Origin of the sequence: Desulfitobacterium sp., assembly GCF_034927245.1 — a bacterium.
Lineage (GTDB): Bacteria > Bacillota > Desulfitobacteriia > Desulfitobacteriales > Desulfitobacteriaceae > Desulfitobacterium_A.
Genome location: NZ_JAYFQK010000038.1, coordinates 95868 through 115200, shown reverse-complemented (window position 1 = coordinate 115200; position 19333 = coordinate 95868). Strand labels below are relative to the sequence as shown.

Below are 19333 nucleotides of genomic sequence, written 5' to 3'. Positions count from 1 at the left end.
AGCCAATGAAGCGCAGACAGCTGACGAAAGCCCAGCGGCGCGAAATTTACCAGAAGACAAACGGACATTGTGCCTACTGCGGGTGTGAACTGGAATACGAGCGGATGGCGGTCGACCACGTCATCCCACTCGCCCACGGCGGCGCAGACGAGATGGATAATATGCTCCCCTCCTGCCGCTCTTGCAATCACTACAAGGACACGCGGACGCTGGAGCATTTCAGAGAAGCGGTCGAGAAATTCCCCGCCGTCCTTAAGCGGGACAGCGTGACCTATCGCAACGCCGTCCGCTTCGGGCTGGTCAAACCTAACCCCCACAGGGTGACATTTTACTTCGAGAAACAGGAGGCGACAAAATGAAATACACAACCGACGAAAAGCCCATAGAAAAATCGTTCGACGAAGCGTGGAAAGAGCCGTTCAACTGCGAAACGTGCAGGTTCAGCAAGCTATATGTCCGCACTCGCGAGATGTTTGTAAAGCGCGAGGAGTGGTACAGGAACACCCTCGAAACAATCGCACAGATGGTGAATCCGGGCGGCGGAATGTGCGGGCGGCTTTATGACGCACTGCCGGAAATGCTCGAAACCCTGCTCGACAAGAGCGGATACAAGGCAAAGCTGAAAACCGAGGTCAGCCGTCTCACCAAGGAGAACGAGCGGCTGGCACTGGAAATTATCAGACTTCGCGGATAGGAGGAATACGAACTATGAACCACCCCAAAATCATCGCCGTCGATTTCGACGGATGCCTCGTAACAAACCGCTTCCCCGACATCGGGGAGCCGATACCAGAAACCCTCGCCGCGCTGAAGCGCGAGCAAGAGAACGGCGCAAAGGTCATCCTCTGGACGTGCCGCCGTGACGACCAGCTGACCGCCGCCACCGACTGGTGCGACCAGCAGGGCATCCACCTCGATGCGGTCAACCGAAACCTCCCCGAAATTGTGGAGGCATTCGGAGGCGACACAATCAAAGTTTTCGCCAACGAATACTGGGACGACCGGGCGGTAAAGATGCCCCCGCCAATGTGCGCCGATGCCCACAAATACCCAGACGGTACCTGCGCCGGATACCAGCGTAGTAATTACGACGATGAACCATGCGACAGGTGTAAGACCTGCCCGCAAAATGAATTTTATGAGGAGGAATAGCCATGAACAAACTTAGCACCATCCAGAAACGCGAGAACCTAAACACCGTCTATCAGACGGGCGACATCGGACCCGGAGGGGCGTATCACGACTACGTGATACGAAGCGGCAACACGCCCACCGAGAGAGATGCACCGGAACTCGAAATCGCAACCATCCAATTCCAAAAGGGCGCACGGAAAGACCCCGTCGCCCGCCATGGCGTCATCGATAGCGACCTGCTCGAAATCGTCCGCGACCGACTGAAACACTTCCAGCAGGGCGAATACGCCACGCGGGAAAACGCCTGTGCGCTGACCCACATCGAGGAAGCCCTCATGTGGATGAACCGACGCGTCGAAGACCGCATCGAACGGCGCGTACTCGGCACTTACGAAAAGTAAGGAGGGACAGGACGTGAGCATCAAAAGAGAACGCCCGATACTTTTCAGCACCCTTATGGTGCAAGCCATCCTCGGCGACCGCAAGACCATGACGCGTCGGATAGTAAAAGGAACCGCGCTCGAATGGCTCGAAAAGGATGGCTTCTCCCCCTCGTTTGTGGCTGACCCCGAAAATAGGCTATCCCCTTACACGGTCGGCGACATCCTCTGGGTGAGGGAGACATGGAACGGCGACTGGTGTGACCATGTAATTTACAAAGCCGATGGAGGCAGCGCAAAAGAAGCCGGATACACCAAGGAACCTAAATGGAAGCCATCTATTTTCATGCCCCGTAAGGCGGCGAGACTGTTCCTGCGCGTTACCAGTATCAGGGCGGAGCGGCTTCAGGACATCACAGAGGCGGACTGTTACGCAGAGGGCATCATCAAGGTGCCGCTGGGCGAAAACATGGAATGGGCTGAAGGAGGCTGGGCGATTGAGAAATTCGCGCACTTATGGGACAGCCTCAACGCCAAGCGTGGATACGGATGGGACACGAACCCGTGGGTATGGGTGATTACATTCCAAAAGGAGGACGCACTATGAAGACCAGACACGACCTTCTCGGCGACCTGCGCCGCACGACGGCGGGCTTCGTAGGACAGACCTTCACCGAGGAGATGCGCCAGCGCATCCGCATCGATGCCACAGAACTCATGAACACCGCATACGACGAAGGACAGGCAGCCATGACCTATCACGTTTGTGCCAACGCAGGAAACAAGAACTGCCCACAGGGAGAATGCGATGAGGAATATGAGGCGGTCTGCCGCCAGTGCGTTTTAGATGGAGGATTTGAGATATGAGCGACAGCCAGAAAGGAGAGAAATATGTATAAAACAACCGGGAGAATCGATAGCTTTGACGACATACCGTGGGACGTTCCGATTACTGTCACAGGCAGCATCGATGGAAACAGAGCGTGGATGCAGAGAATGTCGGGCGCGTTTAAAAGAGACAGCGGAGATTTTCGGTTTGTAAACGATTTTGGAATGTCTACACACTTCAAAAAGGGCGACATCATTTCACTAAATATACTGGAGAGGAGCGAGGAGATATGAACGACATCGAGCAAGGAATCAAGAATGTTCTGGAATCGCTCGCGGATACCTTCGAGGCGGGGAAGCAAGCGAATTTCGGAGAACTCGCCGAACGCATCCTCGAAAGCGAACACGGCGCACTCTGGTGGAAGACCCCTGAAAATTTCAGCGTCGGCTTTGTTTTCCCAGCAGAACAAGCCTTAGAAGTAGCAATCGAAAAACGATACCCCGGCGCGGACGCCCGGACGATACGAACCCTCGTCGCAATCCATGCCCACTACACTGGGATAAAGAAGCACCTCGAACGCCTCATAGAACACTTTGAGGGCTTCGGAGCGGTCGCAGACAAATCCCGCCGCCTGATTAACGCCTACGTGACATGGCTCACGACAGGCAAAACAGACGACTTCAAGGACAGAAAAGACCCTGACAAGCGCGGATGGGACTGCCCCAGCGTAGGAACTCCAGCGCAATGGCACAACCTCATCAAGGGAATTCTTTTCTTCTACACGGATGGCGCGACCGTCGAGCCGTTCATGCCATACCGCGAATTGTTGTTGCTCTATCAAGAAAAGCATAAGGAGGAAGAACAATGAAAACAGCCATCACAATCGCCCTGCTCATCATCGCTGCCATTTCATCACTCGGCGGCATCGCCCACGAGGATGAGCATAGGGGCAGGAACGCCGCCATCGTCGCGGCAGTATCCATCGCGGCACTCGCCGCCGTCGTCATCGCGGGAGGTGTGTAGCGTGAGTGGAATCCACAGAACCAAAATCGACTGGGCAGACAGCACGTGGAACCCCGTCAGCGGATGCCTTCACGGATGCCCCTACTGCTACGCCCGGAACATAGCGCGGCGATTTCAACCCAAGCTCTCGGAGTGGCCGGAGAACGGCACCATCTACGCGACGGCACACGACCCCCGGTGCTTCGTGGCGACCAAACCGACAGTCCTCCGGGATGCGGACGGGAACTACCTCCGCTCTACCCCGTACCCAAAAGGTTTCGCACCGACAATGCACGGTTACAAGCTGCAATACCTGAAGACCGCAAAGGAGCCACGCCGGATATTCGTCGGCAGCATGACCGACCTATTCGGTGACTGGGTGCCGGATGAATGGCTTGCCGCCGTCTTCCGCGAGTGCCACGAGGCACCCCAGCACGTTTATATGTTCCTCACCAAGAACCCAAAGAGGTACACGGAACTGGCGGAGAAGCACCTCCTCCCGGAGGGCGACAACTACTGGTGGGGAACGAGCGCACCGACCCCTGAGACGGAATTCTGGTACAGCCAGAAACACAACACCTTTGTGAGCATCGAACCAATCCTCGCGCCGTTTGAGACCGCAGGAGCGGAAGCCCTCGCCAACACGAACTGGGTAATCGCCGGAGCCATGACTGGGGCGGGCGCACGAAAATACCGACCAGAGCGTATCTGGGTGGAAAATATCCGCGCGGCGTGTGAGAGCGCGGGAGTGCCGCTATTCATGAAAGACAGCCTGACCGACATCTGGGGCAAGCCCCTCATCAGGGAACACCCCGAAAAGATGATGGCGCACATCAACAAAGTCAAAGTCACGGACTGGGCGCGGCTGGAGGCGCACAAGGTACGCGTCGAGAGCGTCCGAGACAAGAAGAACTGTCGCCAATGCGGGGAAAGCGTCCAAGGAAAACCCGCGACACGCATATCTGGCAGGTTTTACATCTGCGACAAATGCTACAAAGGAGGAACCCCAAATGAGCATTGAAAGGTCTGGAGACATCTACACGCCGACCTGCGACCTGTGCGGGGAGGAACTCCCCGGAGAGTTTGACTTCTACGATGCAGTGAACGCGAAAAAGAGCGCGGGATGGAAATCCCAAAAAGTCAATGGAGAATGGCAGGACATCTGCTGTGAATGCCAAAGAAACGGAGGAGATAAAGCATGAAACAGAACACATACAGGAGAACCCCACCCGCCCCCAAAAAGGCGAAAAAGCCAGAGCCGCAGGTACCGACCGAGAGCCAAGAACAACAGATGCTCTTTAACTGGGCGGCATGGCAGCGCGGAAAATACCCGGAACTCGCCCTCATGTACCATACGCCGAACGGCGGGCGTCGAAGCAAAGCCGAAGCGGGACGCTTTAAGGCAGAGGGCGTGAAGTCGGGAGTGCCAGACATCTTTCTCCCTGTCGCTCGCGGCGGTTACCACGGGCTGTACATCGAACTCAAACGACAGCGCGGCGGCAAGGTTAGTGACACTCAAAAGGACTGGGTGAAAGCCCTCGGCGAGCAGGACTACCTCGTCCATGTCTGCAAGGGCTGGGAAGCCGCCAGCAAGGTCATCCTCGAATACCTGAACATGGGGGCGAGCGCATGAACCAAGTATTCTTAATCGGCAACCTGACCCGCGACCCGGAGCATCGCACGACCAACGGCGGAATCAGCACCTGCTCATTCACCCTCGCGGTCGAGCGTGAGCAGTCCAAGAAAGACCGGGAGAGTGGCAACAAGGTGACCGACTACATCACCATCATCACATGGCGGAATACCGCAGACCTGTGCGCAAGATACCTCACCAAGGGGCGGCAGGTCGCCGTCCGGGGAAGCTGGCACAACCGCAACTACGAGGACAAGGACGGGAACAAACGCACCGTCTCGGAGTGCATCGCTGACGAGGTTAAATTCCTCGGCGCACCTCCCCAGCGCGACGACAGCGCGGACGATGAATACCCGCCCTACAGATAGACCACACAAATCACCTATTACAGGGAGCCGCCCTCGCGGGCGGTGTCCCTCGTTGTAGCCAAAAGGAGGCGAATGCAGTGGCAAAGAATTCAGCGGCAAAATTAGATACAAAAGCCCTCATCACCGAAGCGGTGAACGCTGGGCTTCAGGCGGGGAGGGCGCAAGCCTCCTCGACGGCAAAAGACGCATTCAAAGCAACCGAGCGCAGACTGTACGCGATACCCATACTCACCCGCAAGGTTAAAGAGGACATCGAGAAGCTGGAGGAAATCCGCGCCAACGGGCCGCAAAGTCGGAGTAAGAGTATTGTCCGCTTTCAAAAGACAGGATACCGCGTCGACCCAGAGGAAATGCTGGACGCAATCATCCAAGACCTCGAAGCAACCATTGCAATAGACAAGCACGAGATAGAAACCGTGCGCTGTGCGATGGAAGCATTCAAAGACGACCCCTACTACCCCACCGTGACAGGACGCTACATAGACCGCTACGATGACGAGGACATCGCCGCCGACCTCGGATGCAGTGCGAACCAAGTCTGGAAGCAACGGACACGCATCGTCAAGGACATCGCAGTGATGCTATACGGAGCATCGGCGGTGTAAATATAGCCCATAAATTCTGTGATATTTACCCATAAAAACATCCGTGGTATAATGGTCAAAATCAAAAGTGTGTCCAAAAGCCGCTCCAAAAACCGGGGGCGGCTTTTTCATTTGCACTCAAACCGCACGAAAGGAGGCGCGACCCGATGGCAATGGAAATCAGAAAGATGCGGCTGGATGAATTACAGCCCGCTGAATACAACCCCAGAAAAGACCTGCAACCCGGCGACCCGGAGTACGAGAAGCTGAAACGCTCCATCGGCACCTTCGGCTACGTCGAGCCGATAATCTGGAACGAACGCACCCGCCACGTCGTGGGCGGTCACCAGCGGCTGAAAGTTATGCAAGACCTCGGCATCACCGAGGAGAGCGTCGTGGTCGTCGACCTCCACCCCAACGACGAGAAAGCCCTCAACATCGCATTGAATAAAATATCCGGCGATTGGGATATGCCTCGACTGAGAGACATCCTCGAACTGCTCGACACAGGAGCCTACGACGTGACCCTGACGGGATTTGACACGGCGGAGATTGAGGACATCATGACGCAATTCACGACGGAGGAGGAAGCAGATGACGACTTCGACGCGGAGGGCGAATACGAGGCGGTCGGCGAGACCCCATTCACCGAGCGCGGGGACATTTACATCATCGACGGCAAGCACCGTCTGATGTGCGGAGATGCGACCAGCACGGAGGATTTCGACCAGCTGATGGACGGACACAGCGCAAGACTGACCGTCACCGACCCTCCCTACAACGTCGACTACGAAGGAACGGCGGGTAAAATCATCAATGACAAGCAGACAGATACCGCGTTTCAAGCATTCCTACTCGCGGCGTTTGGGAACATTTACCGTGTGAGCAAGCCCGGAGCCGCAGCTTATATCTTCCACGCCGACAGCGAGGGGCTGAACTTCCGCCGTGCTTTCGAGGGTGCGGGCTTCGAGATGAAGCAATGCCTCATCTGGGTGAAGAACGCCCTCGTCCTTGGGCGGCAGGACTACCAATGGAAGCACGAACCCATCCTCTACGGATGGAAAGGCGGGGAAGCCCACTATTTCATCGACGACAGGACGCAGACCACGGTCATCGAGGACGAGCAACCAAACTTTGACAAAATGAAAAAGCCTGAACTGCTCGCCTACATCAAGCAATACGTCAAGCGGCAGGAACAGTACACTACCATCCTCCACGAGAACAAACCTACCAAAAACGCAGAACACCCGACGATGAAACCCGTCTCCCTCGTGGGGCGGCTTGTCAGCAACAGCAGTAAAGCCGGATGGATTGTTCTTGACCCGTTCGGAGGCTCCGGCAGTACGCTCATGGCTTGTGAACAATTATCGCGAACGTGTTACATGATGGAACTTGACCCCAAATTCTGTGACGTAATAGTCCGGCGATACATCGCGTGGTGTTATGACCACGAGAAGACCCCGGAGGTCTCGCTCCTTCGTGGCGGAGAGCCTACCCCCTGCCCGTTCGTCGAAACAAACGAATAAGGGAGGTGAGCCGCCATGCCGAGAGCGCGAGACCCTGCGCGAGATAAAGCGCGAGAGATGTGGGAAGCCTCCGGCAGAAGCCTTAAACTATGCGAGATTGCCGAGCGGTTAAAGGTACCAGAGGCGACCGTCCGTGCATGGAAATCTAAAGACCGCTGGGAGGCGCAGACTTCAAAAAAAAACGAGCGGAACGCTCCGAAAAAAAATACGGAACGCTCCGATAGGAAACGGAACGCTCCGAAGCGTAAACCCGGCGGTCAACCCGGCAACAGCAACTCCGTGGGTGCAGGTGCGCCGCTGGGAAATGCGAACGCCGCCACCCACGGGGCGTATATGCAGATTTACGGCGACCTTCTCACCGACGAGGAAAAAGCCTTGCTCGACATCCTCGACCAACAGGAGGAACGCGACCGCCTCCGCGCCTTGTACGCCCAGCACCAGATAACCGAGCGGCGACTGATGGGGCACATCAACGCCATCGAGAACGGCGCGGAGATGATAACCCACCGCGTCATCAGCACCGCCGAGCCGACAGGCACCAAGGGTGCGGACGGGCGCGAGATTACCAAGGTCGTCCGCCTATCGCAGGAGCAGGAAACCCGAAAGGAGCAGCTACGGAACTTCACCGACGCTCTGACCCGTGTCCGTGCGGAAATGCGCCGCGTCGCCGACAGCCTCCGCCAGATTACCGAGACCGAAGCAAAGGTCAAGGCTCTAACTGCGGGTGACGACGAAATCGCGTCGCTCGTCGAGGCTATCAATTCGGCATGGGAGGAGAAAAAAGATGGCGACGATTGATATAAAAGCAATGCGACGGTTCATCAACTCCCCCGTCGATTTTACGACCCACATTATAGGAGCGACCCCGGACGCGGCGCAACGCGCCATCATGGAGAGCGTCGCCAAGAACCAGATGACCAGCGTGAGGAGCGGACACGGCATCGGAAAGAGCGCAGTCGAAAGCTGGCTCGTTCTCTGGTTCCTTTGCACTCGCCCCTACCCGAAAATTCCTTGCACGGCTCCCACCGACCACCAGCTGAAAGACATCCTATGGGCGGAGATTGCAAAGTGGATACGACACAGCCGAACGCTTGAAAATGTTATCGTCTGGACGCAGGAGCGCGTCTACCTGAAAGGACACGCAAAAGAATGGTTCGCGGTCGCACGTACGGCAACCAAGCCGGACGCGCTTCAGGGCTTCCACGCCGAACACATCCTCTACATCATCGACGAGGCGAGCGGCGTGGATGATGACCGCTTCGAGCCTGTCCTCGGTTCCCTTTCCACACCCGGTGCAAAGCTGCTCATGTGCGGAAACCCGACGCGCCTGACTGGATTTTTCCACGACAGCCACACGAAGAACCGCGCCCAGTATTCGACATTCCACGTCGACGGGCGCAAAAGCCGCCGCGTCTCGCAGGACTTTATCAACACCATCATCGAGATGTACGGCGAGAACAGCGACGTGTTCAGGGTGCGCGTTTCCGGCGACTTCCCAAAGGCTCTGCCCGACAGCTTCATCCCGATGGAGTGGTGCGAGCGACAAAGCGAAGCCGACCGACCCACCCGCGAGCCGAGCCGCATAGATATCGGCGTGGACGTGGCACGGTTCGGAGACGACAGCAGCGTCATCGCCCCCGTGCGAGACAAGACCCTACAGGACGAGCCGGACATCTACCATCACAACGACACGATGGAAATAGCCGGATACACCATCGCCGCAATCAGGCAATACGCCTCCATCGAGACCGTCCGCGAGATTTATGTCAAAATCGACTGCGACGGGCTGGGCGTAGGTGTGTACGACCGCCTCCGGGAACAACGGGAGGAAATCCAGAACAGCATCAACGACAAACGGCGCGAGGCGGCGGAGCAAAACGATACCGACCCCGTGCCTTTCCTTTTGGAGGTTTACGAGTGCCACTTCGGAGGCGAGGGCGGCACGGTAAGCCCAGACGACCCCGTCGAATACGCAAACAGCACGGGCGTGATGTGGGGAACCGTGCGCGAAGCACTGCGCAAGCAGACCCTTGTCCTCTGGCACGACGACCGCCAGATAACCCAACTATCCAACAGACGATACAGCATCAACAGCGCAGGGCGCATCGAACTGGAGCGCAAGGAAGCGATGAAGAAACGCGGCATCCAATCGCCGGACATCGCTGACGCGCTCGCCCTTGCCATGTACGACCCAGTCCAGAGCGACTGGTCAATAGATTTTTAGGGAAAGAGGTGAAAAACCATGCCACTATTCAGCAGGCGGCAGTCCAACGTAAGCAATCAATTCACGCGGCGCGACAACGGCAACAGCATGATACCGCGCTGGTCGCGCCCTCCGGAACGCAACACCGCCGAATGGATAAAGACTTTCAGCACCAGCCCCCGCCTCGCGGTCGTGGACAGAATAGCCTCTGACCTTTCATTCGCGACTGGCAAACTATATGCCATCGCGAGCAACGGCGAGGAGCAGGAGGTGCAGTCCCATCCGTTCCTCGACTTTTGGGACAACCTGAACCCCCTGCATGAATACTCCAGCGCGGCACTCTGGCAACTTCACGAAATATACCTCCTGCTCAAAGGCGAGGGATATTTCATCATTGAACGCGACCCAATGGGAAGACCCTCCGAATTGTGGCCGGTTCCGACGCATTGGGTATTCATGACCCCATACCTCGGTCACCCGTTCTACCGGGTGCGAACATCCAGCGGCGGCATCATTGACGTGCCTGTCGAGGATATGTTCGTGATGAAAAGCCTGAACCCGTTCGACCCGTTCATGCGCGGATTGGGCGCGGCGGAAAGCATATCGGATGAGGTCGAGACCGACGAGTACGCCTCGAAGTTTCAGAAGCGGTTCTTTTTCAACGACGCAACACCGAACCTCATCGTGGCGATGCCGAAAAGCACCGACGAACAGCGCAAACGCTTCCGTATGGAATGGCTCGAACGCTTTCAAGGCGTATTCAAATCCCACGGAATGGCAACCGTCAACGGCGAGGTCAGCGTCCAGCGCGTAGGCGAGACCATGAAAGACATGGATATGGTCAACGGTAGAATGTACCTCCGCGACGCGGTACTGGAGCATTTCGGTGTCCCCCGCGAGATTATGGGCATCACCGAGAACAGCAACCGCGCGACCGCAGAAGCGGCACAGTTTATCTATGCACAGAACGTCCTCATGCCGCGCCTGCGCCGACGCGAGGAGGCAGTCAACAAGCAGCTTCTCCCGATGTTCGGTGAGAACCTCGTCTGGCGATACGACGACATTGTGCCGCGAAACCAAGAGTTTGACAAGATGAAAGGCATAGACGGATGGAACGCCGGACTGCTCCTCAAAGACGAGGCGCGGGAACTGCTCGACTTGGCACCCGCAACCACAGGCGGGCGCGTTTACAAGGGAACGTTCTCTGACGTATTCATCGGCGAGGATGAAGACCCAGTCGCGGTCACTGCCGCCATGACCACATCCCAGCTGGATATGGAACCAGCAGACGCGGAGGACACGGTCGTCATCGAAGACGCGCCGGACAAAGGCGGCGACATTGAGGTGGAAGACGGCACCGACGAGGACATAGTCGAAATACTCGACGCATACGGGCAGAAAGCCGCAGGGCGGCGAATCAGTCTGTCAGCCGCCGAACAGTCAGAGAATGCCGCGCTCCGTGAAATGGGTGCGGCTTTTGAAATTGCCACCATGAAATTCTTCAGAGAACAGGCAAAACGCATCGGTGCCGCACTCGGAGAGACCGAGAAAGCGGACGGCACCGTGTGGGATAATATGCGCCCCTACTTCAACGAGGACGGTACGGTCAACTACGAAGCGTGGAACCTGCTCGATGAAGCCCAGCAAAAAGCCCTTGCGGATAAATTCGTCAGCGGCATGATTGACTGGACGCGCGAGGCGGATATCCTCAACAAAATTTATGAGCCACTGTGGAGGAAAGCCTACGACGCGGGCGCAAAGCACAGCCAAGACCTCTACCGCGTCCATTCTGTCCAGCGTCCCGAACTTGTCAGCACAGCCAAACTGCGCGGCGGCAAGCGCGTCGTCGGTATTCAAGACGCGACCAAGGAATCCATCAGCCGCATCGTCAGCGACGGAATCACCCACGGAAACAGCACCAAGGCGATGGCACAGGAAATCATGCAGGAAATGCAGACCACATCCAGCCGCGCCAAGCTGATAGCGCGACAGGAAACCACCACCAGCCTCACGACAGGGCAATACGACATGATGAGGACGGCGGGAGCAACCACCAAGACGTGGCATCACCGTCCCCAGAAGCAACCCCGTGATGGCAAAAACAACACGCCGAACCATGTGGCATTGAACGGAGAAACCCGCGCCATCGACGAGAGGTTCAGCAATGGGCTACGTTTTCCGCGTGACCCAGAGTGTTCCGACCCCGCCGAGGTCATCAACTGTCACTGCTACGTCACATACGGCGGATTTTAAGAGAGGAGGAACAATATGGCATTCACAGCAAAACAAGCCGCCGATGCAACTAAAGCCCTCGGCGTGGACTTCGACGCGGTAAAATTCACCCCCGACGATTTCCTGCGCGGGATGAACGTCGAACTCGAACACGGCACGGTCGCCACCGTCACTAACATTACGGACGACGACCCCTTAAAAACAGCGAAAATCGTACTGGCGCACCTGAATGAGACCCCGCGCTACTACGACGAAAAGGTCGGGCTGGAGGCTTGGGAAGCGTCCCTCCAAACGGGCGTGAAGACCAAGAGCCGCAAGACCGAATACAAAACACTCCAGTTTGAACTGGAAGAATTTGACGAGGAGCAGGGCATCTTCTCTGGCTACGCTGCCGTTTTCGGCAACGTGGACAGCGGAGGCGACATCATAGAACCCGGAGCCTTCACGAAGACAATCGCCGAGGGCTGGGAGCGAGTGAAAATTCTCGTGCTTCACAATGATTATGACCTGCCAATCGGAAAACCCCTCGAACTGCGCGAGGACGCGCACGGCCTCTATATCAAGGGCAAAATCAGCGATACAGCTATGGGCAAGGACGTGAAGACGCTCCTACGGGACAGAGTGCTGTCCGAGATGTCCATCGGCTACGACCCGGTGACTTTTGACTACGACAAAGAGGACGGTGTGCGGCACCTGCGCGAGGTCAAGCTGTGGGAGGTGTCCATCGTCACATGGGCTATGAACCCCGAGGCGGTCATCACGGGATACAAAGCTACCGAGACCGCAGACCGGGCGACCCAGATGGCAGAGGGCATCATCGCCGACCTGAAAGAGGGGCGTAAAATCAGCACGGTACGCCTGAAATCCCTGAAAGAAGCCTGTACCACGATGGAGGGTGCGATAAAGGCACTCAAAGCCATCATCAAGGAGGCAGAGGGCGAACAGCAGGGAGCCAAGAGCGCACCGCCGCCGAGCCGCACCCAACAGCGGAAACAGCGGCAGGAACCCCAGCAAATCCCAACCATCGAAATCACATTTTAACAAGGAGGAAAACGAACTATGAAGCGTTACAAGAAGGGCAACGCAGCCCCCACCAAAGCCAAGTCCATGAAGATGGGCGCGGACGAACTCGGCGAAATGATTAAAGCCGCCGTCAAGGAAGCGATGGGTGGAGAGAACGACGACGCATCCGAAGATGCGGCTGGCGTTTCCACCGAAGACCTCATGAACATCGTCACCGATGCTATCGCTTCCGCCACCGAAAAGCGCAAGAGCCGTAAAGAAGCTGGCGAGGAAATCGACGACGACCCCACTGAGGACATCATGGCAGAGGTCGCCGAAATCATCGACGGACTCGAAGACGGCGACGAGAAAGAAGACGGCACCGACGAGGACAGCGAGGAGAAAGCCTCCGATGGGCGCGAGGAAGCGCGTGAGGAGGGCGACGAGGGCAAGCGCAAGTACGCGAACCGCAAAGCCACCCAGACCAAGACGCGCTCCAAGAGCCGCAACGCTGCCCCTGCTCCCGCCTCCCGCAAGTATGGAGACATCTACATCCCTCGTTCTGGCGCAACGCAGAACACGAAGAAAATCCCGCCTGAAATCCAACTCGCCCGTGCAGTGAAGTGCTTGGACGTATTCGGGCGGCACGACCCCGACCAAGCCGCGTTTATGGCGCGGAAGCACTACGGCGACGAGGCAATGGAAAGGGAATTCAAAGCCCTGTCCGCAACCGTCCCCTCCACGGGCGGCTACCTCATCCCCGAAATCTACCTCGACGAAATCATCGAGATGCTCTACGCGAAGACCGTCGTCTTTGAACTCGGCGCAAGGAAAGTGCCGATGGCAAATGGCAACCTGAACATCCCGAAGATGACCAGCGGCGCGAGAGCGACATGGGGCGGCGAGCAGCGCAAAATCACTAAGACCCAGCCTGCGTTTGGCAACGTGAAGCTGTCCGCGAAGCGTCTGGAGGCTATCGTTCCCCAGACCCGCGAACTCATCATGTCGACCAACTACAGCGCGGATGCCATCTTTGCCAGCGACCTGACCCGACGCATGGAACTCGGTCTCGACTGGGGCGCACTGTTCGGCAAGGGCGGAGAATTCCAGCCCCTCGGCGTTCAGGCAACCCCCGGCATTCTCAACATCGACGCAACGACCCTTAACAACCCTGACCTCGTGGACGCGAGCGGAAAAATTACTTCTGACTTCCCTGTTTATGTGCGTAGCACCGTGCTGGCAAAGAACGTCGACGACCTCGGTCTCGGCTGGACTTTCAACAGCATGATGGAGGGCTACCTCATGAACTTGAAGACCACCACTGGCGCATACATCTACCGCGAGGAGATGAACAGCGGCAAGCTGCTGGGCTTCCCCTACAAGGTCAGCAACCAAATCCCGACCGACAGCGGCAACAAGACCGCTATGTTCTTCGGAAACTGGGCAGACCTGCTCATCGGCGAGCAACTCGGTCTCGAAACCTACACGACCCTCGACGGCTCGTGGACGGACGAGGACGGCGTACAGCATAACGCCTTTGAGGAGAACCTGACTGCCACCCGTGCCCTGATGTATGTCGATATCGCCGCACGTCATGCGGAGAGCTTCGCTTACATCAAGAACTGCGTCATCGCCTAAGAGCGGCGCAGATTATCGAACAAGGAGGAAAACGCAATGAAACGCGAACTCATGGAAAATGTAAAAGTCGCGCCGTACACCAGCGGCGCGGCGATTGACCGCCAGAACTTTCTCTCCGCGATTGTCGCGGCGGAAGTAACGGCAGCGGGCAAACTGACACTGACCGTCACCCACAGCGATACTGAGGGCGGCCCCTTCACGGCGGTCGCCGACACCCACATCGCACCCAGCGAGGGGAAAACCACGGACGGCGTGGTAGAACTGACCGTCGCGGCGGGCGATAAGGTGAACCTCGACCTCGACCTCGTCGGGTGCAAGAAGTACATCAAAGTCACCGCCAGCGGCGCGGCAGCGTCCGGGGCAACTTACGCATACGCGCTGGGCGACGCGCAGTACGCGCCCGTTTAAGAGGGGGACGAGAGCATGGCAAGGATTTATAAAAGCCCTGCTCCGTCAGCAAATAAGGCAGCACACCCCGTCGTGGAGACCAAGGTCGACGCACCCGCGCCAGCCACGGAACCCACGGCGGCGGCTTCTGCCGCACCAGCTGACAAAGGCAGAGGCAGACCCAAAAAGGACGAGGAAAAATAACAACCCCAGAGGAGGTGACCAACCATGAGTAATACTACGCCCGCCATACCGCTGGCTCCGAACGCGCTAACGACGCTTGAAGCAATGAAGACGATGCTCGGCATTGCGCCGGATGATATCGACCCCCAGCGCGACGTGATAATCGTTAATCTCATCAACAGCGTGTCCGCGTGGGTGGAGCGCATGACAGGGCGGCACCTCGGCAAGAAGACTTACATCCAGCAATACGTCGCCTCCGGCACACAAGAACTCGTCCTGCTTCAATGGCCGATACTCGCGGTCGAGTACGTCAAGGACACCAGCGACGGAGACATCATCCCCGATAGCGAGTACGACTTCAACGTGACCGGGGAAATCGGCGTGCTTTACAAAGACAAAGGGTGGCCGCTTCGGGGATACCGGGGCGGCCTATCCTATGACATCGTCGCTCCAATGCGGTGCTTGGAGGTCAAATACACGGCGGGCTATGTCTTGCCGAAAGACGCGACCGAGGAAGAACCCTCGACACTCCCATTTGACCTGCAGGGCGTGGTCTGGGGCGCGGTTAGTCAGGAATTCGCCACCATGCAGAACGGGGCGCAGGGCTTATCGGCGTTCAGCATTTCGGACGTATCGTGGACTTTTGACAAAAGCCCACGTCAGGAATGGCTCGATACCATAGGCTACTACACTCGACTTTAAGGAGGTGCGCGATGGCAAACAAACCGAACCCCATACTGGAAAACCTCGCCCGCATCCGGCGCGAACTCATGGCACTAAGCAAGATGAAAATTCACGTCGGCATCCAAGGCGACGAGGATAGCGAACTACTGATGATAGCTGGCGTTCACGAGTACGGTGCGACCATTACGGCAAAAAAGGCGAAGAACCTCGCAATACCGTTGAAGCCGTGGCTCAAAGACAAAAGCCCCAGAGACATCGACAACACATGGATACTGCGAACGGATGACGGCGATGTGTTCGTCGTCAGGGACAAAGGCAAGGACGAAATAGAATTTCTGTTTATGCTCCTGCCGACCGTCCATATCCCAGAGCGCAGCTTCATCCGTGGAAGCTATGACAGTGGTAAGCAAGGCATCGAAGCCACGACACGCATGGCAGTCGACCGCATAATTAAAGGCGAGTGGACTGCCCAACAAGCAGCAGAAAACATCGGACTATTCTGCGTTCAGATGACACAGGAGTATTTCAACACCAAGCTGAAGCCCAAGAGCAACATCACGATGGCATCAACCAATCAAGAGGCTCCGCTCGTAGAAAGCGGACGGTTATACCAAAGCATCACATTCAAAGTGGAGGGAGGAGAATAATGCTGAACTTTGCAAAACCCCAGATACCCATCGGTCTCCTCCACGACATGAAGCAGATAACGCCGGGCGGGAGCCACGACAGCACCAACGGAGGGCAATGGAAGCCTACTCTTAACCCAGCAACCGTCACCTTTAAGGGCGTGGTCATGCCGATGTCGAACGAGGACTTGCAGTATATGCCAGAGGGAACCTACACCAAGCAGACGCAAAAGCTGTACACCAACAGCCACCGTCTCGCAGTCGGGGCGACCTTCACGGACACCTACGACGGCGCGACCTACACCGTCACGCAGGAACTCACACACGGCCCGATACACCCCATGAAGCGGTACGCCGTGGAAGCGAGAGGAGGCGCATCGCCAAAATGACATTTTTAGAAGTACGCAACATCATCACCCAGCGGCTGGAACAGTACCTCGGTATCCCGGTGATATTGGGCGACCAAGCAACTCCCCCGCCCGATAACTATCCGTTTTGCTATTACAGCGTGACGACCCCATACGCGCCCACAGGAGCGATGGGAAACTACGAGCAGACCGAGATACCCAGCACGACCAAACTCACGACCACGCGCACAGAACAGCCCACAGCGACCCTTTCCCTCATCTTCTGCAGCATCAACCGATGGAGCAAGGATGAGAACGGCGCAGACACGGAGCCATACATCTACGGAGAAGATGAAGCCCAGAGCCTCGCAGAACGAGCGCAGGGCTTCTTTTTACACGCAGAGTACGACATCCTGTCCAACCTCGGCATCGTGGTCGTGGACGTGACCAACACCACTAACCGCACGACCCTCGTCGTCGACGAGGCGGCAAGACGCTACGGCTTCGACGTTCGCATCCGCTACACCCGCGTGGATAGCCGGACGGACGAGACGGTCGGAAGCGTCACAACATCAGAAACAAAGGAGTGAGATTATGCCTAAAGACGTTATCGTCGTCGTGAACATCGACGCAAAGCCCAGAGCATCGGAGGCACTCGACATCCTGCTCATTTCCACAGCGGGCGCAAAGGACATCGCTACCTACCGCAGCTTGGATGAGGTGCGGGCAGCGTTCCCCGACGTGGCTGGCAAGCCCCAGCGCATTTACAATAAGTGCGCCGCTATGTTTAACCAAGGCAAGACAACGCTCGCCGAGACCCTCATCCGCAAGGTGAAAATCGTCGGCTTCCCCGCCCTTACGGGAGAAACTGATAAGGCAAAGGCGACGGACTTAATCGACAAAATAAAAACCCTGCAGGAGACCGACAACGACTGGTACATCCTGCTTACCGACCGCGATGAGGACGACATAGTCACCGCGCTCGCCAAATTCGCGGAGGACAGTGAACCGACCGAGGCGGAACTCGGCGCGGGCATCGAAGACCATCGTAAATTCTATTTTGGACAGACCGACAACCTCGCGCTCGTGGGCGGGTACCGCCGTAGCGCGATTATTTACAGCGACACCCTGCACCTCGACGAGGAAGCAGACGCGGCGTACCTTGGCAATGTCGGCCCGTTCTACCCCGTCAGCGTGACGTGGAAATTCAAGCGTCCGCAGGGCATCACTATGCCGGACATCACGGACGCGCAGCGTGAAGCACTGGAGGAGGCAAACATCAACTTCCTCACCGAGGAGTATAAGCGGCAGTATGTCAAGAACGGCACCTGCTGGGACGGTGAATTCATCGATGTGCAGATGGGCGCAGATTACATCGCGCACCGTATGCGTTCGGAACTTTATGACGTGTTCCTGCAGAACGCGAAAGTGCCGTACACCGACGCGGGCTTTGCTCTGGTCGCTGCGGCAGTCTTCGCTTCGCTGAATAAAGCGGTATCCCTTGGCGTTATCGCCAGAGACCCGGAGAGCGGCGCGGGCATTTATAACGTCGTCGTGCCGAAACGGTCACAAGCGACTGATGACCAAGCGCGGGCACGGCAGATGCCGGACGTCGTCTGGGAAGCCCTGCTGGAGGGTGCCGTTCACAGCGTAAAAGTCAAGGGAACGCTCCGCGCCTCCCTAAGCGCGTAAGAAAGGAGGATAACGCACAATGGAAGTCAAGACTTACGACCCCAAGAAAGTCACTATTTCGCTCAACGGGCGAGCCATTACGGGCTTCGCGCAGGACGGCGTGGTGACACTGACCCACAACGAAGATATCGTAACCCCCACGGTCGGGGCGCAGGGTGACGTGACCTACAGCGAGAACGCCAACAACAGCGGCAATGCCGCGCTCCCGCTGATGTCCACCTCCGCCTCCCTTCCCTACATCCGCGACCTTTGCGCCAGACGGAAACCTATCCGCCTGTCCATCTCGGACGCGAACGACGCAGACGCAATTCAGGTCAACGAGGAGAACTGCCGCATCCTCAAAATGCCGGACGCACCGCGCGGGAAAGAGGAAACCACCGTGACAGCCAACATTTACATCCCCGACCTGAACTACAGGTAATCAGGGATGGCGGCACAGAACAAGAACTGGCGGCAGAAGCCAAAATCACTAAGCGAAAGGGGCTATAGAAAGTATATGGCTAAGCAGAAAAAGGTGACCGTGAACGGCCAGGAATTCACCCTACAGAGCGTCAGCCCGTCGTGGTATTACGAACTGAACGACAAGGTCGGCAACACAGGCGGCGGCAAACGCGACAGCGTGAAGTACATGGATACGATGTTCAGGAACTGCGTCATCGCTCCCTCCGAGGTCGCAAATGGCGGCATGGGATACTTTGACGAGCAGGAAGACCTGAAGACCCCGGAGGCTCTCATCAAGGAAATCGAATCCTTTCTTCGCGAGTGAACAGGACGTAGGAGAAGCACAGCGACGCGCCCGCCGCAATAAAGAATTCTGGTGCTTTGTCTTTGCCGGACCGGGTATAACTTACACCGAACTAAAGGCTATGGACTTAGCAGAATA

29 protein-coding genes are annotated in these 19333 nt (G+C 57.1%); 28 read left to right on the top strand and 1 reads right to left on the bottom strand.

Annotation, left to right across the window (positions count from 1 at the left end; genetic code table 11):
- Window positions 1-5: 5 nt before the first annotated feature.
- From VB077_RS09710 to VB077_RS09610, 21 genes are all read left to right on the top strand, one after another.
- Complete coding sequence (locus tag VB077_RS09710; protein ID WP_323415026.1) at window positions 6-359, top strand: HNH endonuclease signature motif containing protein; 354 nt, start codon at window positions 6-8, stop codon at window positions 357-359.
- Entirely contained in the window at window positions 356-694 is a 339-nt protein-coding gene (locus tag VB077_RS09705) for a hypothetical protein (RefSeq protein ID WP_323415025.1), read from the top strand. The genes VB077_RS09710 and VB077_RS09705 overlap by 4 nt, the downstream gene beginning before the upstream one ends.
- Before the next feature lie 14 nt (window positions 695-708).
- Window positions 709-1152: a hypothetical protein gene (locus tag VB077_RS09700; protein WP_323415024.1), complete on the top strand. Its 444-nt coding sequence runs from the start codon at window positions 709-711 to the stop codon at window positions 1150-1152.
- Window positions 1153-1154: 2 nt separating this feature from the next.
- Window positions 1155-1535 (top strand): ABC transporter ATPase, encoded by a 381-nt coding sequence (locus VB077_RS09695; RefSeq protein WP_323415023.1) that lies wholly within the window; start codon window positions 1155-1157, stop codon window positions 1533-1535.
- Window positions 1536-1548: 13 nt separating this feature from the next.
- On the top strand, window positions 1549-2121 hold the full coding sequence (locus tag VB077_RS09690) for a hypothetical protein (protein ID WP_323415022.1): 573 nt from the start codon (window positions 1549-1551) through the stop codon (window positions 2119-2121).
- A complete protein-coding gene (locus VB077_RS09685; protein WP_323415021.1) occupies window positions 2118-2381 on the top strand; it encodes a hypothetical protein in 264 nt (87 codons plus the stop codon). The genes VB077_RS09690 and VB077_RS09685 overlap by 4 nt, the downstream gene beginning before the upstream one ends.
- 24 nt (window positions 2382-2405) lie before the next feature.
- Entirely contained in the window at window positions 2406-2636 is a 231-nt protein-coding gene (locus VB077_RS09680) for a hypothetical protein (protein ID WP_323415020.1), read from the top strand.
- Window positions 2633-3211: a hypothetical protein gene (locus tag VB077_RS09675; protein ID WP_323415019.1), complete on the top strand. Its 579-nt coding sequence runs from the start codon at window positions 2633-2635 to the stop codon at window positions 3209-3211. Before VB077_RS09680 ends, VB077_RS09675 begins: the two co-directional genes overlap by 4 nt.
- Entirely contained in the window at window positions 3208-3366 is a 159-nt protein-coding gene (locus VB077_RS09670; protein WP_323415018.1) for a hypothetical protein, read from the top strand. The genes VB077_RS09675 and VB077_RS09670 overlap by 4 nt, the downstream gene beginning before the upstream one ends.
- A 1-nt stretch (window position 3367) precedes the next feature.
- Window positions 3368-4366: a DUF5131 family protein gene (locus VB077_RS09665; protein ID WP_323415017.1), complete on the top strand. Its 999-nt coding sequence runs from the start codon at window positions 3368-3370 to the stop codon at window positions 4364-4366.
- Entirely contained in the window at window positions 4356-4547 is a 192-nt protein-coding gene (locus tag VB077_RS09660) for a hypothetical protein (protein WP_323415016.1), read from the top strand. The genes VB077_RS09665 and VB077_RS09660 overlap by 11 nt, the downstream gene beginning before the upstream one ends.
- On the top strand, window positions 4544-4978 hold the full coding sequence (locus VB077_RS09655; RefSeq protein WP_323415015.1) for a VRR-NUC domain-containing protein: 435 nt from the start codon (window positions 4544-4546) through the stop codon (window positions 4976-4978). The genes VB077_RS09660 and VB077_RS09655 overlap by 4 nt, the downstream gene beginning before the upstream one ends.
- Window positions 4975-5346, top strand: coding sequence for a single-stranded DNA-binding protein (locus tag VB077_RS09650; protein ID WP_323415014.1), 372 nt, complete (start codon window positions 4975-4977; stop codon window positions 5344-5346). Before VB077_RS09655 ends, VB077_RS09650 begins: the two co-directional genes overlap by 4 nt.
- A 77-nt stretch (window positions 5347-5423) precedes the next feature.
- Window positions 5424-5951, top strand: a complete 528-nt coding sequence (locus tag VB077_RS09645; RefSeq protein WP_323415013.1) for a hypothetical protein — start codon at window positions 5424-5426, stop codon at window positions 5949-5951.
- Window positions 5952-6097: 146 nt separating this feature from the next.
- Entirely contained in the window at window positions 6098-7456 is a 1359-nt protein-coding gene (locus tag VB077_RS09640) for a site-specific DNA-methyltransferase (RefSeq protein WP_323415012.1), read from the top strand.
- A gap of 15 nt (window positions 7457-7471) precedes the next feature.
- A complete protein-coding gene (gene terS, locus VB077_RS09635) occupies window positions 7472-8254 on the top strand; it encodes a phage terminase small subunit (protein ID WP_323415011.1) in 783 nt (260 codons plus the stop codon).
- Window positions 8241-9680, top strand: coding sequence for a terminase (locus VB077_RS09630; protein ID WP_323415010.1), 1440 nt, complete (start codon window positions 8241-8243; stop codon window positions 9678-9680). The genes terS and VB077_RS09630 overlap by 14 nt, the downstream gene beginning before the upstream one ends.
- Window positions 9681-9698: 18 nt before the next feature.
- The gene (locus VB077_RS09625) at window positions 9699-11912 is read left to right on the top strand and encodes a phage portal protein (RefSeq protein WP_323415009.1); all 2214 of its coding nucleotides are present in this window, start codon (window positions 9699-9701) and stop codon (window positions 11910-11912) included.
- Window positions 11913-11927: 15 nt separating this feature from the next.
- Window positions 11928-12932 (top strand): HK97 family phage prohead protease, encoded by a 1005-nt coding sequence (locus tag VB077_RS09620; protein ID WP_323415008.1) that lies wholly within the window; start codon window positions 11928-11930, stop codon window positions 12930-12932.
- 18 nt (window positions 12933-12950) lie between these two features.
- Window positions 12951-14531, top strand: coding sequence for a phage major capsid protein (locus VB077_RS09615; RefSeq protein ID WP_323415007.1), 1581 nt, complete (start codon window positions 12951-12953; stop codon window positions 14529-14531).
- 36 nt (window positions 14532-14567) lie between these two features.
- Window positions 14568-14939 carry a hypothetical protein gene (locus VB077_RS09610; RefSeq protein ID WP_323415006.1) on the top strand — a complete coding sequence of 124 codons (372 nt, stop codon included), beginning with the start codon at window positions 14568-14570 and terminating at the stop codon, window positions 14937-14939.
- Between the two features lie 26 nt (window positions 14940-14965).
- Here the strand turns inward: VB077_RS09610 and VB077_RS09605 are convergent, their stop codons facing one another.
- On the bottom strand, window positions 14966-15169 hold the full coding sequence (locus VB077_RS09605; protein ID WP_323415005.1) for a hypothetical protein: 204 nt from the start codon (window positions 15167-15169) through the stop codon (window positions 14966-14968).
- Here VB077_RS09605 and VB077_RS09600 point away from each other — a divergent pair.
- The 7 genes from VB077_RS09600 to VB077_RS09570 all read left to right on the top strand — a co-directional run bounded on the left by VB077_RS09600 (window position 15147) and on the right by VB077_RS09570 (window position 19216).
- Window positions 15147-15803 (top strand): hypothetical protein, encoded by a 657-nt coding sequence (locus VB077_RS09600; protein ID WP_323415004.1) that lies wholly within the window; start codon window positions 15147-15149, stop codon window positions 15801-15803. The genes VB077_RS09605 and VB077_RS09600 overlap by 23 nt on opposite strands.
- A gap of 11 nt (window positions 15804-15814) precedes the next feature.
- Window positions 15815-16432 (top strand): hypothetical protein, encoded by a 618-nt coding sequence (locus tag VB077_RS09595; RefSeq protein ID WP_323415003.1) that lies wholly within the window; start codon window positions 15815-15817, stop codon window positions 16430-16432.
- A complete protein-coding gene (locus tag VB077_RS09590) occupies window positions 16432-16800 on the top strand; it encodes a hypothetical protein (protein ID WP_323415002.1) in 369 nt (122 codons plus the stop codon). Before VB077_RS09595 ends, VB077_RS09590 begins: the two co-directional genes overlap by 1 nt.
- Entirely contained in the window at window positions 16797-17348 is a 552-nt protein-coding gene (locus VB077_RS09585; RefSeq protein WP_323415001.1) for an LIC_12616 family protein, read from the top strand. Before VB077_RS09590 ends, VB077_RS09585 begins: the two co-directional genes overlap by 4 nt.
- 4 nt (window positions 17349-17352) lie before the next feature.
- Window positions 17353-18450 carry a DUF3383 family protein gene (locus VB077_RS09580; RefSeq protein WP_323415000.1) on the top strand — a complete coding sequence of 366 codons (1098 nt, stop codon included), beginning with the start codon at window positions 17353-17355 and terminating at the stop codon, window positions 18448-18450.
- 19 nt (window positions 18451-18469) lie between these two features.
- On the top strand, window positions 18470-18871 hold the full coding sequence (locus VB077_RS09575; RefSeq protein WP_323414999.1) for a phage structural protein: 402 nt from the start codon (window positions 18470-18472) through the stop codon (window positions 18869-18871).
- A 75-nt stretch (window positions 18872-18946) separates the two neighbouring features.
- On the top strand, window positions 18947-19216 hold the full coding sequence (locus VB077_RS09570; protein WP_323414998.1) for a hypothetical protein: 270 nt from the start codon (window positions 18947-18949) through the stop codon (window positions 19214-19216).
- The last annotated feature ends 117 nt before the right edge of the window (window positions 19217-19333 follow it).

What these genes read in the sequence shown, in the direction of transcription:
- VB077_RS09710 (WP_323415026.1), top strand. Translation starts at nt 6, where the DNA reads ATGAAGCGCAGACAGCTGACGAAAGCCCAGCGGCGCGAAATTTACCAG.
- VB077_RS09705 (WP_323415025.1), top strand. Translation starts at nt 356, where the DNA reads ATGAAATACACAACCGACGAAAAGCCCATAGAAAAATCGTTCGACGAA.
- VB077_RS09700 (WP_323415024.1), top strand. Translation starts at nt 709, where the DNA reads ATGAACCACCCCAAAATCATCGCCGTCGATTTCGACGGATGCCTCGTA.
- VB077_RS09695 (WP_323415023.1), top strand. Translation starts at nt 1,155, where the DNA reads ATGAACAAACTTAGCACCATCCAGAAACGCGAGAACCTAAACACCGTC.
- VB077_RS09685 (WP_323415021.1), top strand. Translation starts at nt 2,118, where the DNA reads ATGAAGACCAGACACGACCTTCTCGGCGACCTGCGCCGCACGACGGCG.
- VB077_RS09680 (WP_323415020.1), top strand. Translation starts at nt 2,406, where the DNA reads ATGTATAAAACAACCGGGAGAATCGATAGCTTTGACGACATACCGTGG.
- VB077_RS09675 (WP_323415019.1), top strand. Translation starts at nt 2,633, where the DNA reads ATGAACGACATCGAGCAAGGAATCAAGAATGTTCTGGAATCGCTCGCG.
- VB077_RS09670 (WP_323415018.1), top strand. Translation starts at nt 3,208, where the DNA reads ATGAAAACAGCCATCACAATCGCCCTGCTCATCATCGCTGCCATTTCA.
- VB077_RS09660 (WP_323415016.1), top strand. Translation starts at nt 4,356, where the DNA reads ATGAGCATTGAAAGGTCTGGAGACATCTACACGCCGACCTGCGACCTG.
- VB077_RS09655 (WP_323415015.1), top strand. Translation starts at nt 4,544, where the DNA reads ATGAAACAGAACACATACAGGAGAACCCCACCCGCCCCCAAAAAGGCG.
- VB077_RS09650 (WP_323415014.1), top strand. Translation starts at nt 4,975, where the DNA reads ATGAACCAAGTATTCTTAATCGGCAACCTGACCCGCGACCCGGAGCAT.
- VB077_RS09640 (WP_323415012.1), top strand. Translation starts at nt 6,098, where the DNA reads ATGGCAATGGAAATCAGAAAGATGCGGCTGGATGAATTACAGCCCGCT.
- terS (WP_323415011.1), top strand. Translation starts at nt 7,472, where the DNA reads ATGCCGAGAGCGCGAGACCCTGCGCGAGATAAAGCGCGAGAGATGTGG.
- VB077_RS09630 (WP_323415010.1), top strand. Translation starts at nt 8,241, where the DNA reads ATGGCGACGATTGATATAAAAGCAATGCGACGGTTCATCAACTCCCCC.
- VB077_RS09625 (WP_323415009.1), top strand. Translation starts at nt 9,699, where the DNA reads ATGCCACTATTCAGCAGGCGGCAGTCCAACGTAAGCAATCAATTCACG.
- VB077_RS09620 (WP_323415008.1), top strand. Translation starts at nt 11,928, where the DNA reads ATGGCATTCACAGCAAAACAAGCCGCCGATGCAACTAAAGCCCTCGGC.
- VB077_RS09615 (WP_323415007.1), top strand. Translation starts at nt 12,951, where the DNA reads ATGAAGCGTTACAAGAAGGGCAACGCAGCCCCCACCAAAGCCAAGTCC.
- VB077_RS09610 (WP_323415006.1), top strand. Translation starts at nt 14,568, where the DNA reads ATGAAACGCGAACTCATGGAAAATGTAAAAGTCGCGCCGTACACCAGC.
- VB077_RS09600 (WP_323415004.1), top strand. Translation starts at nt 15,147, where the DNA reads ATGAGTAATACTACGCCCGCCATACCGCTGGCTCCGAACGCGCTAACG.
- VB077_RS09605 (WP_323415005.1), bottom strand. Translation starts at nt 15,169, where the DNA reads ATGGCGGGCGTAGTATTACTCATGGTTGGTCACCTCCTCTGGGGTTGT.
- VB077_RS09595 (WP_323415003.1), top strand. Translation starts at nt 15,815, where the DNA reads ATGGCAAACAAACCGAACCCCATACTGGAAAACCTCGCCCGCATCCGG.
- VB077_RS09590 (WP_323415002.1), top strand. Translation starts at nt 16,432, where the DNA reads ATGCTGAACTTTGCAAAACCCCAGATACCCATCGGTCTCCTCCACGAC.
- VB077_RS09585 (WP_323415001.1), top strand. Translation starts at nt 16,797, where the DNA reads ATGACATTTTTAGAAGTACGCAACATCATCACCCAGCGGCTGGAACAG.
- VB077_RS09580 (WP_323415000.1), top strand. Translation starts at nt 17,353, where the DNA reads ATGCCTAAAGACGTTATCGTCGTCGTGAACATCGACGCAAAGCCCAGA.
- VB077_RS09575 (WP_323414999.1), top strand. Translation starts at nt 18,470, where the DNA reads ATGGAAGTCAAGACTTACGACCCCAAGAAAGTCACTATTTCGCTCAAC.
- VB077_RS09570 (WP_323414998.1), top strand. Translation starts at nt 18,947, where the DNA reads ATGGCTAAGCAGAAAAAGGTGACCGTGAACGGCCAGGAATTCACCCTA.